At 38.6% G+C, this 16,975-nt stretch carries 11 protein-coding genes and 1 pseudogene; 7 read left to right on the plus strand and 5 right to left on the minus strand.

Translation table 11 applies throughout. From position 1 onward, the window contains the following. Nucleotides 1-4: 4 nt before the first annotated feature. On the minus strand, nucleotides 5-2,278 hold the full coding sequence (locus tag SLP02_RS02830) for a GAF domain-containing sensor histidine kinase (RefSeq protein ID WP_319419135.1): 2,274 nt from the start codon (nucleotides 2,276-2,278) through the stop codon (nucleotides 5-7). 109 nt (nucleotides 2,279-2,387) lie between these two features. Here SLP02_RS02830 and cobN point away from each other — a divergent pair, with 109 nt between their 5' ends. Continuing rightward, nucleotides 2,388-6,377: a cobaltochelatase subunit CobN gene (gene cobN, locus SLP02_RS02835; protein WP_319419136.1), complete on the plus strand. Its 3,990-nt coding sequence runs from the start codon at nucleotides 2,388-2,390 to the stop codon at nucleotides 6,375-6,377. 77 nt (nucleotides 6,378-6,454) lie between these two features. Beyond that, a complete protein-coding gene (locus SLP02_RS02840) occupies nucleotides 6,455-7,942 on the plus strand; it encodes a tetratricopeptide repeat protein (protein WP_319419137.1) in 1,488 nt (495 codons plus the stop codon). 307 nt (nucleotides 7,943-8,249) lie between these two features. On the opposite strand, the gene SLP02_RS02845 is transcribed toward SLP02_RS02840, so the two are convergent. Next, complete coding sequence (locus SLP02_RS02845; protein ID WP_319419138.1) at nucleotides 8,250-9,521, minus strand: dihydroorotase; 1,272 nt, start codon at nucleotides 9,519-9,521, stop codon at nucleotides 8,250-8,252. 148 nt (nucleotides 9,522-9,669) lie between these two features. Between SLP02_RS02845 and SLP02_RS02850 the strand changes: the two genes are divergently transcribed. Together SLP02_RS02850 and SLP02_RS02855 are read left to right on the plus strand one after the other, a co-directional pair. Next, nucleotides 9,670-10,998: an adenylosuccinate synthase gene (locus SLP02_RS02850; RefSeq protein WP_319419139.1), complete on the plus strand. Its 1,329-nt coding sequence runs from the start codon at nucleotides 9,670-9,672 to the stop codon at nucleotides 10,996-10,998. Nucleotides 10,999-11,086: 88 nt separating this feature from the next. After that, complete coding sequence (locus SLP02_RS02855; protein WP_319419140.1) at nucleotides 11,087-11,758, plus strand: 50S ribosomal protein L25/general stress protein Ctc; 672 nt, start codon at nucleotides 11,087-11,089, stop codon at nucleotides 11,756-11,758. A gap of 159 nt (nucleotides 11,759-11,917) precedes the next feature. Here SLP02_RS02855 and SLP02_RS02860 read toward each other — a convergent pair whose 3' ends face one another. Further along, the gene (locus tag SLP02_RS02860; RefSeq protein WP_319419141.1) at nucleotides 11,918-12,292 is read right to left on the minus strand and encodes a VOC family protein; all 375 of its coding nucleotides are present in this window, start codon (nucleotides 12,290-12,292) and stop codon (nucleotides 11,918-11,920) included. A 389-nt stretch (nucleotides 12,293-12,681) separates the two neighbouring features. Here SLP02_RS02860 and SLP02_RS02865 point away from each other — a divergent pair, with 389 nt between their 5' ends. The 3 genes and pseudogenes from SLP02_RS02865 to SLP02_RS02880 all read left to right on the plus strand — a co-directional run bounded on the left by SLP02_RS02865 (nucleotide 12,682) and on the right by SLP02_RS02880 (nucleotide 14,359). Continuing rightward, nucleotides 12,682-13,401, plus strand: coding sequence for a response regulator (locus SLP02_RS02865; RefSeq protein ID WP_319419142.1), 720 nt, complete (start codon nucleotides 12,682-12,684; stop codon nucleotides 13,399-13,401). 24 nt (nucleotides 13,402-13,425) lie between these two features. After that, nucleotides 13,426-13,757, plus strand: a pseudogene (locus tag SLP02_RS02875) (cation diffusion facilitator family transporter); the annotation flags it as partial. Between the two features lie 23 nt (nucleotides 13,758-13,780). Continuing rightward, on the plus strand, nucleotides 13,781-14,359 hold the full coding sequence (locus SLP02_RS02880; protein ID WP_319419145.1) for an Npun_F5749 family FMN-dependent PPOX-type flavoprotein: 579 nt from the start codon (nucleotides 13,781-13,783) through the stop codon (nucleotides 14,357-14,359). A gap of 179 nt (nucleotides 14,360-14,538) precedes the next feature. Here SLP02_RS02880 and SLP02_RS02885 read toward each other — a convergent pair whose 3' ends face one another. Continuing rightward, nucleotides 14,539-15,891, minus strand: coding sequence for a type II restriction enzyme (locus tag SLP02_RS02885; protein ID WP_319419146.1), 1,353 nt, complete (start codon nucleotides 15,889-15,891; stop codon nucleotides 14,539-14,541). Beyond that, nucleotides 15,857-16,924: a DNA adenine methylase gene (locus SLP02_RS02890; RefSeq protein WP_319419147.1), complete on the minus strand. Its 1,068-nt coding sequence runs from the start codon at nucleotides 16,922-16,924 to the stop codon at nucleotides 15,857-15,859. Before SLP02_RS02890 ends, SLP02_RS02885 begins: the two co-directional genes overlap by 35 nt. Nucleotides 16,925-16,975 lie beyond the last annotated feature (51 nt).

Raw genomic sequence — 16,975 nt, forward strand, 5'->3', positions numbered from 1 at the left:
TCCTTCATCCCTTAATTAATCCGCTTATCTTGGCAATTACTTGAGTTGGTGTCATTGATTTCAATAGATAGTCATCAACTCCTGATTTGGCGAAATTTTCCCATTCTATATTGTTTAATTCATTTCCCAGTAAAACTAAATTAGTATTTTGAGCAAATGTTTTTTGGGCAATAGTTTCCGCAATATTTTTCACCACTATCTCCGAGCAATCACGATCTACAATAATAATTCTTGGCTGCAATAGTTCAATTTGATTCATCGCCGTAGCCGAATCCATCAGCCAAACTACCTGACATTCAATAGTGTTGAGTAGCTGGCAAATAAAAGTAGCGTTTTCCTCATCCTCAGTAATTAGCATAACTGTTTGAGAAGTCAGATTAGTCTGATAATTAACAGATGATTGAGCATTTAAATTCGGCTGGAAGGGAATCTTTTCTGGCAGATAAACTGTGAATATCGAACCTTCTCCCGAAGCTGATTCGACTTCGATACTTCCACCATGTAATTCTACTAACTTCTTGGTTAGAGCTAACCCTAAACCAGTACCGCCTTGGGTGCGCTGACGGAAATCTTCTAACTGTTTGAATTTCTCAAATAGTAAAGGGATTTCTTGATCTGTAATGCCAATCCCCGTATCTTCTACCTGCAAAACTACCTGACGTTTTTCTCGCCAAAGCCTTAGAATTACTTCTCCTCTGGCTGGAGTAAACTTAATACCATTGCTGAGGAGATTAAATAAAATCTCTTTTAATCTTATTTCATCAGCAAAGAAGTAGTCTTGGTCTAGCTTAAGTTTAATTTCGGGAATTAGCGTAATTTGCTTGGCTCTGGCAATTTCCTGGAGCATCTGTATCGACTCTCTGGCTACTCTAGTTAAAGAGATCTGTTGAATATTTAGCAGGTGTTTACCTGATTCTACTTCGGAAAACTCTAAAATATTATTAATTAAGGTCAACAGGTGCTTGCCACTTTGTTGAATGAGGTAAAGATATTCCTGCTGTTTCTCTGGAGACAAAACTTTTTCTTTGCTAGATGATAATTGCAGCAGAGTACTAGACAAGCCGATAACGCAAGTTAGAGGAGTACGTAATTCATGGCTCATGCTACCTAAAAACTCATGTTTAGACTTACTAGCAGCTTCTGCTGCAATGAGAGCATCTTTAATCTGTCGTGCTTGGTTTTGAACCTGTTTTTCTAGTAGTAATTTCTGCTGTTGTAATTGCTGATATGATTGATGATGGTGGATGGCGATCGCCAAATACTCAGATATTTGACGCAAAAACTGGATATCTTGCTGATGCCATTGTCTTGACTCAGAACATTGATGAGCAATAACAAATCCCCATAGCTTGCTCTCTACTCTAATTGGCGTAACAGCCTTAGCTCTTACTTTTAGCTTTGTCATTAAGTCTTTAAGACAAGGATTAAGTGTAGAATCAAGTTTGACATCATCAATAACTAAATTAAATCCTTGATGATATTTATTTATCGATTGAGGAATCTTACGCCAACAAACTTCATCCTGGAAATACAAAGTAGAAGTAATATCCTGGTTTTTTCTGCATTCATAGGTAACTGTATCTACAAGCTCAACAGGTTTTGAACTGACAATATTAGACTCTAAAGGAACATCTAATTGATAAATCAAAAGCCTATCTAATGCCAAAAAATCACAGCTGCGATCGATCGCTGTTTGAATAATTTCTGATAAATTTAGATTCTGGCTAATCTGGATTTTAATTTGCTCAAATATGCGCTCTTGTTCCACCTGATAGTGCAATAATTTAGCCATCGGTGCAGTTTGGGGTAAATTATGTTTGATTTCCGAGTTTTCTGCCTCATTTATGAGTAATTTGACTACCTTGACGATAAATTCCGCGAAATCATTATGATTGTGGATTAATTTATTAATAAAATTTGTTTTTAAATATTCAACAACCGCAATTTCCCATTTTTGTTGGCAACTAAGCTGGATTAGCTCTTGGGTAATTATTGAGGTATCAAAAGCTAATGTAACTTGGTATTTTTGGGGATCTGTTGTTTCTTCCCTACGTAAAAAAGCATTAACTTTCGATGTAATTAACAACAAAAAACTAGCTGTTTCTGTTCGTTTATTTAGCTGATTTTTTTGTTCGCTATTTGCTAGCTTTAATAGTGTATGCTCTGTAATAAGCAAGTTTTCGTCTTCTGTTGACATTGCTAACCAGAGTTTGGCAATCTGAAGCCAAACTTGATAACTAACGACCTTTTTAAACACCAAAGAAGAAGAACTCAACACAATTTAAATTCAGCAATTATCACATTTTTCTGCTTCTACATAGCTTGGCTCATTTTTATCCTCTTAATCCAAACCGTAATTATTTCTCAAGATTAGACCAATATTAACTATGCACAAATTAGCAGCACTTCCTGGAGGTTGGAATCCCAATACGGAGGGTGTAATTTTTATTGAACAATCTCCTGCACCAATTGTTTTTTTGACTTATGCTGATACCGATATTCAAACTATCGCTGCTGCTCAAGATTCCTTAGACAATGATTTCCCTAATATCAGAGTGGTTAATTTGTTGAATTTACAACAACAATTAAGCATTGACGTTTATGTAGAAACAGTATTGTCAAAAGCACAGGTAGTTGTCTTACGTTTATTAGGTGGAAGTGCCTACTGGTCTTATGGATTAGAGAGAATTAAAGAAACCGTTGAGTTGAGCAATGCTGCTTTATTTGTCTTACCAGGAGACAACGCTCCAGATCTTGATTTAATTAGTCATTCGACAGTTTCTTTGGCTGTAGTCAATCAATTGTGGCGTTATTTAATTGAAGGAGGAAAAGAAAATTTTGTCAATGCTTTGCGGTTTGTTAGTGATACTTGTTTACAAACAAATTATATACCAGCAGCACCAAAGTCTGTTCCCGAAATCGGAATTTATCAATGGCAAAACCAAATAGATAAAAATAGTTTAGAAAACTTAAATATTGAGGCAGAAAATGTTAAGAGCGATAAGCTAGACGGACAGGGCGTTAGCCCAGATCGTCGTCTTACGACGACTGGCGATGCTTCCGCATCGCGTGCTTCGTTACGCTCTTGTGCGGTTCTTTTTTATCGTTCTCATTATTTAGCAGGTAACACCACGGCAATTGATTGTTTATGTCAATCTATAGTATCTCGAAATTTACACCCCATACCTATATTCATCTCTTCATTAAGAAATGTAGAATTACAGCAACAATTGTTAGCTTTGCTGCAAGAAAATCCGATTAAACTATTATTGAACACTACTAGTTTTTCTTTGGCAAAAATTGGCGAGTCTGCTCAACTACAGTTTTGGCAACAGTTAAATGTTCCTGTTTTACAGGTGATACTAAGTAGCAGTACTCTTGAGCAATGGGAATCTAGCTTACAAGGCTTAATGCCCAGGGATGTAGCCATGAACGTAGCACTACCAGAAGTAGATGGTAGAATTATCACCCGCGCTATTTCTTTTAAATCGGTACAAACCTGGAACAAAAAGCTAGAAACTAACGTGGTTGTTTATCAGCCAAAAAGCGATCGCACGGATTTTGTCGCCGACTCAGCAGCTAACTGGGTTAATCTCGCTAATACAATACCTAAAGACAGGAAAGTAGCTTTAATTCTTGCTAACTATCCTAACAAAGACGGCAGAATTGCTAACGGCGTGGGTTTAGATACTCCCGCAAGCTGTATTAAAATTCTTGAAGCTTTACAACAATCAGGATATACAGTTACAAATATGCCCAAGACGGGAGAGGAATTAATTCAACGTCTGACTACAGGTATTACCAACGATCCTGAAAGTCGCGCCTCTCGCCCAACATATCAAAGTTTATCGATAGAAGATTATCAAAAGTATTGGCAGACATTACCTGAAGCGGTACAGCAAAGTATAACAAATAGATGGGGCGTTTCTGTTGAACATCCTCATGAAATTGCCAAGCAGGATGGGGAGATGGGGAGATGGGGAGATAGGGAGATACAAATTCCTGGAATACAGTTGGGGAATGTGTTTGTAGGGATACAACCATCGCGGGGATACGATCGCGATCCTAGTTTAAATTACCATGCACCAGATCTAGAACCTACTCACGAGTATTTAGCTTATTATCATTGGCTAAGAAGTTGCTTTGGGGTACAGGCGATCGTTCATGTCGGCAAACATGGCAACCTAGAATGGCTACCAGGGAAAAGCTTGGCATTATCAGCCAGTTGCTATCCTGAAGTTGCCTTACAAACTATTCCCAATATCTATCCCTTTATTGTCAACGATCCAGGAGAAGGTTCACAAGCAAAAAGGCGATCGCAAGCCGTAATTATCGATCATCTTACCCCGCCCCTTACCCGTGCGGAGTTATACGGTGGGTTAGAAAAATTAGAGGCTTTAATCGATGAATACTATGAAGCACAAAGCTTAGATCCGACTCGCTTAAATATTATTAGCGATCGCATTACTAAACTAGTTCAGCAAGAAAACTTAGACCAAGATTTAGGTATCAAACCCAATGAGACTGAAACTTTAGCGCAATTTCTCTCTGTCGCTGATGGCTATCTCTGTGAACTAAAAGAAGCACAGATACGAGATGGTTTACATATCTTTGGGCAATGTCCCCAAGGAGAACAACTACGAGATCTAATTATTGCGATCGCTCGTTCACCTAGTTATAACCGTATCGGTTTAACTCAGGCATTGGCAAAAGATTTTGGTTTGGATTTTGATCCTTTATTAGGCGGAGATGTAGGGGCGTGTCTTGGTGCGCGTTCCCTTGCGCCTAACGGCGACGCGGGGTCGCACCGCTTTCGCGAAACGCCCCTACAGGGTATTGCAGGTTTGCCAGATAATTATCTAACAGAATTAAAACAAGCTAGAAATAAAGGTGATGCGATCGCCATCCTCGAAGAAATTGCCATCGAATTAGTAGATAACTTGCTCAACAATACACTTCTTACCTCTTACTGTACGGGCGATTCGCGAATCGCCCCTAACCTATTACCTATTACCTCATTACAGCTTCAGTGGATTAAAAACACCCTACTGCCGAATCTAATCAAAAGCGATCGCGAAATAACTAACCTAATCAAAGCTTTAGATGGCAAATATATACCCAGTGGTGCATCGGGCGCACCCACTAGAGGTAGACCAGAAGTATTACCCACAGGACGTAACTTTTATTCGGTAGATATTCGCGGGATTCCTACCGAAACCGCCTGGGAAGTAGGCAGTAAAGCAGCAGAGGTAGTAATTGAACGCTATACCCAAGAAAACGGCGAATATCCCCAATCCTTGGCAATTTCTATCTGGGGAACCTCAACCATGCGGACTGGAGGCGATGACATCGCTCAAGTAATGGCATTAATGGGAGTAAGACCAGTCTGGGACGGGATGTCTCGACGAGTTGTGGATTTTGAAGTGTTGCCAGCCTCTATCTTAAATCGTCCTCGTGTGGATGTAACGGTACGGGTGTCAGGCTTTTTTAGGGACTCTTTCCCTAACATAATCAACTTATTAAATAAAATAACAAAAACTGTTGCTAGTTTGCCAGAAACGCCAGAGATTAATCCTCTAGCTAATGCAGTTGAGACAGAACAACAGCTATTACAAGAGGCGGGAATAGATGCTGAGGCAGCCCAAAAACGAGCTAGCTATCGGGTATTTGGCTCAAAACCAGGGGCTTACGGTGCGGGAATCCAGGGTTTAATTGAGGCGCAAAATTGGCAGAGTGATGAAGATTTAGCTAGAGCTTATCTTAACTGGAGTTCTTATGCTTATGATGGCAGTGGTCAAGGCTATGCTGCACCAGAATCCTTTAAGCGTCGCTTAAAACAACTTCAGATCGTGCTACACAATCAAGACAATAGAGAACACGACATACTTGACTCTGATGACTACTATCAATTCCAGGGAGGAATGACTGCTGCGGTACGTAGTCTGACAGGAAAAAACCCAGAGGTGTATTTTGGCGATAACTCCCAGCCGAGTAATCCAAGAGTCAGAAAGTTAACCGAAGAAATAGCCAGGGTGTATAGATCGCGAGTAATAAATCCTAAATGGATTAAAGGTGTAATGCGTCACGGTTATAAAGGTGCGTTTGAAATGGCAGCGACGGTAGATTATCTTTTTGCCTACGATGCTACGGCCAATTGCGTCGCCGACTATATGTATGAGGGGGTAGCTCAAGCATATATTTTTGACGAACAAGTACAGCAATTTATTCAAGCCAAAAACCCCTGGGCTTTGCGGGATATGTCTGAAAGACTCTTGGAGGCACATCAACGAGGATTATGGCAAGATGTCGATGCACAAATGATTGATGATTTAAAAGCGATCGCTAATCAATCTGAAGGAGTGATTGAGGAAATTTAATCGTCATCAATATGGCGTAAATCTTATCTTGAGTGCAAGATAGAGGTCTAAATAAGTTTACAAACTAGCCAAGCTGTATGAATTTAGATGTTGCAGAATATCTTAAGTCAGCCGAAGAATATATTGCTCAGGAAAAATGGCAGGAAGCTAAAATTAATTTTCAACGGGCAATTGAAATAGATCCTCATCGTTGGGATATTTATTTTAATTTAGGCGTAATTTTTTTAAAACAGCAACAATACGAAGCAGCAGTCAATAAGTTCGAGCAAGCTATTAGAATTAAGCCTGATTATGATTGGTCTTATAATAATTTGGGTGAAGCATTTTTAAAATTAGGTCGTCCTAAAGATGCAGTTCAATCTTTTATTCAAGCTGTAACTATTAATCAAAATAATCCTCAGTTTTACTATAATTTAGGCGAAGCTTTAGTTCAAAAAAATGCAGTCGATCAGGCACTTGTCTGTTTTCGTCAGGCACTAGAATTAGATCCAAAAGATCATCAGCTTCAGTTTCAATTAGGCAAATCTTTAAAAAATCAAGGCTTAACTAAAGAAGCAGTAGAGTGTTTTTGCCGAGCAATTAAGCTAAATCCTAACTATACTTTTGCCTATATTTCTTTAAGATATACAAAATTAGAGCCAAAACAGCGCGAGCACCTAATTAACTTTTATCAACAAATATTAATCGATCATCCTCAGCAACCAGACGCTTTGGCTAATCTGGCTGACTTATTAGCTGCTCAAGGAAATATAGTAGAGGCGATCGCTTTTTCTCGTCAAGCTATTCAAACTAAAACAATCAAAGAAAACCCGCAGTTTGCTAAATTTGATTGGCAAATTAAAAAAAAAGCTCCAGATTTCATAATTATTGGCGCAGGAAAATCTGGCACAACTTCTTTATACAGATATTTAGGCGATCACCAGCAAATACTATTACCAAATAAAAAAGAGCTACGTTTTTTTGATCGAGACTTTGACTATGGCTATGAGTGGTATTTAGCTCAATTTCCTGGGATTAGCGATCGCGCCGATTTATTAACAGGAGAAGCTTCCCCTAGCTATTTCTTTTTACCCCATGTAGCTCAAAGAATCAAAGATTTGGCATCAGAAACTAAATTAATTGTGGTGCTACGCAATCCAGTAGAACGTACTATTTCTGACTATTATCACAACCAAAAAGCGGAGAACAAGAACTTAAACTTAGAACAATTAATCGACTCAGAAATTACTTGGCTTGAACAAAAAAGTGAACAAGAATTAAGCTACGGAGGTGGCTTATTATCCCAAAGTCTTTACTACTATAAATTAAAACGCTGGCTAAATATATTTCCCAGAAATCAGTTTTTAATTTTAAAAAGCGAGGATTTATTTACTAATCCGAGTCTGGTAATGAGAGAAGTTTTAGATTATTTGAGCTTACCTAATATGCAAAAAGATGACTATTCAAAACATAATACTGGCTTTTATCCTCAAGTTGAATTTAATTTAAAAAGTAAATTAAAAAGCTATTTTAAATCTCATAATCAAAAATTAGCAGACTATTTAAATATGAATTTTGATTGGTAATCTTTCCAATAAAAGATGTCGGTTTATCCTGTCTTTATATCAAAGATGTATGCTTTTTATTTATTCATCAACACTGCTTAAACCCAGGGCTATTTGATTCTCGCTCTTCTTCCAGAGAATAAATTCTCTGTCTAACAAACAAAGTCCGTTTAAACGGACTTAAGATTTGCGGTGCGACCCAGCTGCTGTTCCAGCAGCCAAGAAATAGATTTCTTGGTACATTAGATTCAAAATGAAATAGCTTTGACTTAAGCCAATGACTCATTACTTTACGGACGGACATTCGCCCCTAGCTGATTACTAATAGCTAGCTGTTCCAGGTTTTAATAACTTTTCCTATAATTTGTTGATTATAAAAAGGCGTATTAGCAGCAGAAGATTTGAGATTTTCTTGATTAGCTAACCAAGTTTTTTGCGAATCGAATAATATTAAATTAGCAGCATCGTCTAGCGCGATCGCTATAGGTTCTTGTTGTAGACATTGACGGGGACGACTACTCAAACCCTGCCATAGTTCTAAAGCAGATAGTTTTCCAGTTTCTACTAGTCCTTGCCATAAAAGAGGTAGAGCTAACTCCAAACCAATTACTCCTGGTGGTGCAAGAGCAAATGCTACGGTTTTTTCTTCGTAGGTATATGCCTGATGGTCAATGGCGATCGCATCAATAATTCCTTGTTTAACTCCAGTAATTAATGCAGCCTGGTCTTTTTTATCTCCCAAGGGTGGTTCAAGGCGCAAATTGGGGTCATAGCTACCCACTGCATCATCATTCCATAACAGATGCATCCAGGTCGTGCTGGCGGTTATCGTTACGCCTCTGGCTTTGGCATCGGCAATCAACTCCACTCCTCTTTTCGTAGAAACGCGCATAATATGAACGGGAGTCGGAATTTCTGCCACTATTTCTAAGACTGCTGCTATAATTGCTGCCTCTGAAAAAGCAGGATTTCCCAACATACCGTAACAAATAGAGGTTATTCCTTCTCGAACTACTCCTTTTCCTGCTAGTTCGTTGCAGTTAAGAGCGATCGCCATCGGCTTTTGCCAAGGTTGAACATATTCCAAAACCTGTCTAAATAGATTCAAATCACTTAAATTATAGCGATCGGCAAAGCCAATTACTCCTGCCTTTAATTCTCCCAGTTCACTCATCTGTTTGGTATCGGTAACATGGGAAACAGCACCCCAAAAACTTAGCTGAGATACAGGCTTGTTGCGATCGTCATTGGTTAAATAGCTACTTTTTTGCTTAACAGCAGCTAATATTTCAGCATTATCAATCCGAGGTAGAGTGTCAGGTAAAATTCCTACTTGCGTAAACCCCCCCGCAGCAGCAGACTGAGCCAAAGCTAATAAAGTTTCTCTGGCTTCATTTCCAGGTTCTCCACTATGGCTATATAAATCTACTAATCCTGTTCCCAAGACCAAATTTTGTCCTGAAAGTATTTGTGCTTCGGTGGGATAGTCCGTCAGGCGATCGCCAATTTGCTTGATTTTACCGTTTTCAATTAGCACATCCGACAAGCGATCGATTTCTTGAGTAGGGTCAATTACTCTTACCTGTTGCAGTAGTTCCATTCTTTGCTTTTGGTTTACAAGTTAATCGCTGATAGCTTTACAGGCTTTTAATTGTCTTGATAGAACTAACATTTAATAGTAGTTGACATTATGTACTGCAAATCATCATAATAATAGTTTGTGTAAACTTTAGCTCTCAAATAAACTCTTGGCTAATGTTATCGTAATCGGAGCCCAATGGGGTGACGAAGGAAAAGGGAAAATAACCGATTTACTTAGTCGTTCAGCAGATGTCGTGGTGCGCTCCCAAGGTGGAGTAAATGCAGGACATACCGTTGTTGTAGCTAAAAAAACTTTTAAGCTACACTTGATTCCCTCAGGAATTTTATATCCTAAAACAGAGTGTATTATCGGTTCTGGAACAGTAATCGATCCTCAAGTGTTGATTGAAGAAATAGAACAACTAAAAGCTTTAGGAGTAACGGTAGACAATCTATATATCTCGCAAACGGCTCATATCACTATGCCTTATCATCGCCAGATTGATGAAGCATCAGAAGAAAGCCGAGGAGAATATAAAATTGGTACTACAGGTAGAGGCATTGGTCCTACCTACGCTGACAAATCAGAACGAACTGGCATTCGGGTTTTAGATTTAATGAATCGGGATCATTTGCGTAAGCAACTTGGTTGGACGATCGATTATAAAAACGTAATTTTAGAAAAACTATATAATTTACCGCCTTTAGACCCAGAGAAAGTAATTGAAGAGTATCTAAAATACGCAGAATTTTTACGCCCTTTTGTTGTAGATAGTTCTCTCAAAATTTATGAGGCAGTTAAAAAGAAAAAAAATATCCTGTTTGAAGGAGCGCAAGGGACTTTACTAGATTTAGATCATGGTACTTATCCCTACGTTACTTCTTCAAATTCTATAGCTGGCGGAGCCTGTGTCGGAGCAGGTGTCGGACCTACTACTATCGATCGGGTGATTGGCGTAGCCAAAGCTTATACAACCCGTGTAGGCGAGGGTCCTTTTCCTACCGAGCTAAATGACAGCGTTGGCGAATTTTTAGGAGATGTAGGCGCAGAATTTGGTACAACCACAGGTCGTCGTCGTCGCTGTGGTTGGTTTGATGCTGTAATTGGTCGCTATGCTGTGCGAATCAATGGCTTGGACTGTTTGGCAATAACAAAATTAGATGTGCTGGACGAATTGGCAGAAATAAAGGTATGTGTGGCATATGAGATAGATGGTGCAACTTGCCATCATTTTCCTACTAATGCTAATCATTTTGCCAACTGCAAGCCTGTTTATAAAACTTTACAAGGATGGCAAAGACCTACTACAGGCTGTCGTTCTTTATCAGACTTGCCCAAAGAAGCTCTAAACTATCTTAAGTTTATGGCTGAATTAATGGAAGTTCCTATCGCTATTGTTTCTGTCGGTCCTGGTCGAGATCATACAATCATTGTCGAAGATCCAATCCACGGATCAAAAAGAGCTTTGCTTGATGCCGATGGTGTACCCGTTTAGCAAATCTAACCTGTAACAAGGTAAGCAAACTGCAAACCGTAGTTAAAATATTGAACCATATTACTTACTATCAAAATAATTAAAGACTATGAACATTACAGTTGAATGCAAAAGCAGACCTGAAGGGAGTAAACCCAGAGCATTACGTCGCGAAGGATTAATTCCTGTTGCCTTGTATGGTCATGATGGAGCTAACTCTGTTTCTCTGACAATACCTGCAAAAGAAGCACAAATGCTATTAAGACAAGCAGCAATTAATAACACGCTAGTTGATTTGCAAGTTCCAGATATTTCTTGGAAAGGCAAGGCTTTAATTAGAGAAGTACAGGCTCATCCTTGGAAAAGAACCTTAAATCATCTCAGTTTCTTTACTGTTTCTGCCGACCAACAGGTAGAGATTGTTGTTCCAATAATACTTGTAGGTGAAGCTGCTGGTACCGAAGAAGGGGGAATTGTCGAGCAAATCATGACTGAATTGAATATTGCTTGTGCTGCTGACAAAATTCCTGAATCTATTGAAATTGACGTAACCAGTTTTGAAATTGGTAGCCTTTTACACGTAGGAGAAATTGCTCTACCAGAAGGTGCTGTTGTTTTAGATGATCCTGAAAGAACCGCTATTTCGGTTGTTGTTCCAGCCAAGCCTGTGACCGAAGACGAAGAAACTACAGAAACAGAAATTATAGGAGAGTCAGAAGAATCAACCGAAGCAGCAGATTCAGAAGAATTAGCCGAAGCAGCAGATTCGGAAAAATCTTAGTGAAGCTGATTTTCAGGTTTAGAATTTAGCTTTCGATTTTTGCAAAAACTTGCTGTACGTGCAGACTTTACCAGGAATATTTGATATTCCTGGTTTTTGCTATTTGTGCCGAGAAGCTACCTAAGAAAAGTTTTATTATGTAATTTAGCAATTTGCCGATCACTTCTTCTTTGCCTGATGTAAAATTAAGCGATTTCCTTCTGGATCATAAGCATAAATCTCCTGACCATGGGAACTATATATTATTTCTCCTGGTGGAGTGTAACCCATATCAGCTAGAAAAGCGATCGCCTGTTCTAAATTTTCTACCTCGATACATAAGCTCATACTGCTGCTAATATTATCGAACTCCAACTTTCGTTCCGTTTTGGGTTGAAAGATGCCCAAACGCAGTTTTTGTAATTGGAACTCTCCGTAAACCCCAGGAAGATAAACTGTAGGCTGTTTTTGTAACAGATGACTATAAAAGTCAATTAAAGCTTGAATATTATTAGTAGATATAGTGACAAAGACATCCAGATAATCAAAATTCATACAATCTTTAAAGTTATTCCCTAAGAATCCATTTATAGTAAAGAATATACAAAACATATTAAGCTAGTAAAGCCTAGCGTTTAAACTCTTGAACCTGTTTTGGTAATATAGTTTACTTTGCAATCTTAAAAGTATGGTCTTGTTCTCAAGTATTCCATTGGTATATATAGCAGTTAATAACCAATTTTTAGTAACATCTAAACTCAAATAAAATACTCATTAATCAAATTAATATTAATTTTTTACTAAAGATAGCCCTATTTATTTAAACACTGTTTTACACAACAATTTAATCAATTAGCTGTGAATGATATAGTAATCTTCAATCACTGCTTAATAGTATTTTGAAAAATCATAAATCAAATTAATTTAAAAGTATATTTAATCTAATGATCAAAGTCTTAATAGTAGACGATCAAAAAACAGTCCAAGAAATTATAAAAAGTTATATTGAAGAAGAATCAGGCTTAGAACTTGTTGGTTGTGCTGAAAATGGTCAAGAAGCCATAGATTTAATTCAAGCACATCGACCTAATATCGTATTGATGGATATTGAAATGCCTATTTTGGATGGGCTGTCAGCTACCAAAATTATTACTGAAAAGTTTATAGATACTAGTGTCTTAATTATTAGCGTTCACAATGAAGATACCTATTTAAATTCTGCTTTACAGGTAGGTGCCAAAGGATACCTCAAGAAAAATACTCCCGCCAAGGAATTAGTCAACGCCATTTATTCTGCTTATAAAGGATATTTTCAGTTAGGACCTGGCTTACTGGAAAAATATTTGCATAAAGTTACTGATTCTCAATCCAATTCCCAGGAAATAGAGCAGCTAAAATCAGTAATACTTCAGCAGTCTAAACTGCTAGAAAATTTGAATACTGACTACAGTAGACAATCAAGACGCGATCCTCATAGTCAGGATAGAAAATCTAAGAATCAATACTCTTTAGAAAATCAATACGCTAATTTGGAACAGCAAGTAAATTATCTTAGCAGCTTTGTAAAAAAACTCAATCAAAGAGTTGGTTTTCTGCAACAGTTTGGTGTTCTAATAACACTGTGTTGCGTAATTTTGGGCATATTGCTGCTAGCCACTTTATAAATAGTAAAGAATGCTCAAAAGATCATGGCATCTGACTCCTCAAAAAAAACTATTTTTGCGGCTATTGCTGCTAACAAGAGCGATCGCCATTACTAAATTTATTGCTGCCTGGATTAGCGGTAGTTCGGCTATGCTCTATTGAAGGTATTCATTCGGTAGTCGATACCAATGAATTACTATTATTATTAGGCATCCATCTGAGTCAAAAACCAGCAGATGCGATTCATCCTTTTGGCTATGGTCAGGAATTATATTTCTGGACTCTAATCATAGCGATTCTCATTTTTGCCCTCGGTGGTGGAATGTCTTTTTATGAAGGCGTAACTCATTCAATCGAGCCGTCTCCTTCAACCGATAATTGATCTATTGTTAATTGATTATGCTTGCTCCCTGGCGATCGCCTTTATCCAGTTCCATACACCGTAACCGTTCTAAACCTTTTTCTCGCTATTTTCAGTTGGCTACGGTTACCTCAGAAGGTTATCCTGCTAATCGCACAGTAGTATTTCGTGGCTTTTTAGATGATCAAGACAACGCACTGAAAATCATTGTTGATTCTCGCAGTGCCAAGATACAGGATATTGAACATCAGGCAATTGGCGAAATTTGCTGGTATTTTACTAAAACCAGGGAACAGTTTCGGATTGCAGGGAATTTACGTTTAATTACTCCTAAAGATACGCACACTGACTTACAACACGCACGTCAAGCTACTTGGCATGATATTTCCGATTCAGGGCGATCGCAATTTGCTTGGCCAGATCCAGCCCAACCCGTAGCAGATAAATCAGCCTTTGACATATCGCCTTTAGATCCCAATACCCCTTTAGACAATTTTTGTTTATTGTTGTTAATCCCCAATAGAATTGACCATCTACAATTACGAGGCGATCCTCAACAACGCTGTATATATACTCTCGAAAAGAAAACTTGGTCAACTCAGTCTGTCAATCCTTAAGTAACGGGTAATCAGTATATTCTTCTGGCGCATCTTAAGTGTCACCTCTGCCATAGAAGGTTTTGGGGTTGGATTCGTTCAATTCTGCATTCTACTCGACCAGATGCGATGCCTAAATCTAGTTCCGCGATCGCATTTATTTTGACTTTTCAGACATCCTCTAAGATATTTTTCCATACTTATATAGTGGGTAGCATCAAAATCCATTCAATCCAACCCCTTACCGTACTAGCTCGTCTTTCACGAGTAGTATCCGAACCAACAGCAATTTTTTCACTACCTTTGCCCATAATAAACACAATTTCCTCTTCGCAAAGAGGCTCTGCTTTCTCTAACCATGCAGCTAAAGAGTCATTAAATATTCGGTGTTGCAAAATACACTTAAGAAGCTCGATATTTCGTTTCTGGGGATGTTGAGACATTACAAAATACCCATGTTTGCTGAGAGAGTAAGTTACCTCTTGTTTGGTTTTTTGTTCTCGCGTTATCAGCCCTAAATATATCGCTGCTGTAACATAATAGTTAGTCTGTCTTTCATTAAAAGCGTATATTAGCGTAATTTCATCTTTACTCAGAAACTCATTGGCATTGTATAACCTCCCCAATAAATCAATAATTCTGAGAAAGCTATCAGCTTGAGGAAAAGGAATATCTTCATCATCGGGAATTATTCTAGTTTCAACCAAGATGCTTCTGATATCAGACATCTCGATATCGCTTTTACTGATACAGTATCTATGTTCTGAAACTAACTCTAGCGAGTTGTATAAATCCTCCTTATTAAAGCGGAAGCGATAAAACGTAAATATGTCGTTGGATATCGTCAGGAATATAGGAACAACCTCTTTTTCTAGCTTGGAATTCCAGAGTCGGTAAGGATAATAAAGCTGTCGAACAATAAAATCGTTTACTGTTTCACTTTTAGCTTCAATGATCGCAAACTGACTTTCACCCTCAAATCCCCCATCAATTTCACATTGGGAATTAGTGACTTTAATATCGTGAAACAATCCTGTTTTCAGATTTCGGATCTTATAATCAAATTTCCCTGTAGACATTCTGCCCAAGACAGTAAAATTCGTAGTTTCGCCCATAATGTCATCAATCATGCCTGAGAGGAAGGCACAGATAATGGCTGAAGACTCAGAGTAAATATTGCTAGGCTCAAGAGTTTCAATTTGAGGCGGAAGCTCTCGATAAACAACATCTACCGAAGTTTTTCTGGGAAGTTGAAAATAACTTTTAAAAGCCCCAATGATGTAGTTTCCCCGCGAGATGGGCTGAATTGTTAAGCTATTGTCCCTAAATATTTGGGGAAGTTTAACGGCATGGTCAAACTTGGTCATCAGTCGAGCTTCGCGCTGCTGATTGATTCTAGTCGATGATATTTGAAAAAAGCCTTGTCTGGCTATTTCATCAAGAATTTTATCCTCTTTGAAAATAATCTCCCAGGCTCTATCATTTTTTGACCGAGAGGGATGCCGAGGCTTCCTCGGCTTATCCAATCGAGGTGTTGACTTGTTTGCGGTCATATCTGTTATGGATCAACAGTTCATTTATTCTGCCACGCTTTGAACCCACCGCATTAATAGCTCTGGAGGCTTTAACTTCTACAATTTCATAGTTCGGATCAGAATAAAGCTCTTTAATCAAAGAAGCAGAGGAATTACTTACTAGTACCTGACAGCCACGCTCGGTTAACTTGTCACAGACTTCCTTTAATCTAATCTGCTCTTCCTCTCCAAACCCATTAACACTATACCCAGTAAAGGATGAAGTGTCAGATATGGGATGATAGGGAGGGTCGAAGTAAATAAATGCTCCTTTTCTCGCAGTAGCCACCGCCTTAGCAAAATCTCCTTCAAGAATTCTGACATCTTTTTGATTGAGATAAGCACTCACCGACCTAATGACCGCAGGATCGGCAATTAGAGGGTTAGAGTAGTTACCATAAGGTACGTTAAATTGACCGCTACTGTTGACGCGAAACAAACCATTAAAACAAGTTTTGTTGAGATAAATAATTCTGGCAGCCCGCTCTTGAGGACTTCTATCCTTAAAGTCATCTTTTCTATCCTGCTCTCGCAACCAGTAATAATGTTCTTTAGAGTTCTTGTCCTGATGTTGTTGACACAACTCCAGTAACTCTTCAGGATCGTCTTTAATTACGCGATAACAGTTGATAAGTTCCTTATTGGTATCGTTGATAACGCTCTTTTTAGGCTGTAGGGAGAATAATATCGCCCCAGCACCAACAAAGGGTTCGTAATATTGACCGAACTTTTGAGGGACATACTCTTTAATAGTAGGTAAAAGCTGCCGTTTTCCGCCAGCCCATTTCAGGAATGGTTGAGCGAGAACATTATGCTTGTATGCTTTTTTCCTATCAGTTTGAGGCGAGGAAATGCTCCCAGGCTCTATCGAGCCTCGACGTTGCTTTGCAACGGCGGCGGACTCCAGTCCGCGAGAGCATATTCCACTCGCCTGTTGAGATAGTGAGGACACAGAATGCGAAGCGTCTTCTCGTCCGTAAGATGTCGGTTTAGCAGCAGTATTATCTGGCATTGTATTAGGAGTGGTGTCCACCAGTTAAAGGTATCATCTCTGAAGATAAGC

Origin of the sequence: Pleurocapsa sp. FMAR1, from assembly GCF_963665995.1 — a bacterium.
Lineage (GTDB): Bacteria > Cyanobacteriota > Cyanobacteriia > Cyanobacteriales > Xenococcaceae > Waterburya.

What these genes read in the sequence shown, in the direction of transcription:
- SLP02_RS02880 (WP_319419145.1), top strand. Translation starts at nt 13,781, where the DNA reads ATGCTTGCTCCCTGGCGATCGCCTTTATCCAGTTCCATACACCGTAAC.
- SLP02_RS02845 (WP_319419138.1), bottom strand. Translation starts at nt 9,521, where the DNA reads ATGGAACTACTGCAACAGGTAAGAGTAATTGACCCTACTCAAGAAATC.
- SLP02_RS02840 (WP_319419137.1), top strand. Translation starts at nt 6,455, where the DNA reads ATGAATTTAGATGTTGCAGAATATCTTAAGTCAGCCGAAGAATATATT.
- SLP02_RS02865 (WP_319419142.1), top strand. Translation starts at nt 12,682, where the DNA reads ATGATCAAAGTCTTAATAGTAGACGATCAAAAAACAGTCCAAGAAATT.
- cobN (WP_319419136.1), top strand. Translation starts at nt 2,388, where the DNA reads ATGCACAAATTAGCAGCACTTCCTGGAGGTTGGAATCCCAATACGGAG.
- SLP02_RS02855 (WP_319419140.1), top strand. Translation starts at nt 11,087, where the DNA reads ATGAACATTACAGTTGAATGCAAAAGCAGACCTGAAGGGAGTAAACCC.
- SLP02_RS02885 (WP_319419146.1), bottom strand. Translation starts at nt 15,891, where the DNA reads ATGACCGCAAACAAGTCAACACCTCGATTGGATAAGCCGAGGAAGCCT.
- SLP02_RS02860 (WP_319419141.1), bottom strand. Translation starts at nt 12,292, where the DNA reads ATGAATTTTGATTATCTGGATGTCTTTGTCACTATATCTACTAATAAT.
- SLP02_RS02890 (WP_319419147.1), bottom strand. Translation starts at nt 16,924, where the DNA reads ATGCCAGATAATACTGCTGCTAAACCGACATCTTACGGACGAGAAGAC.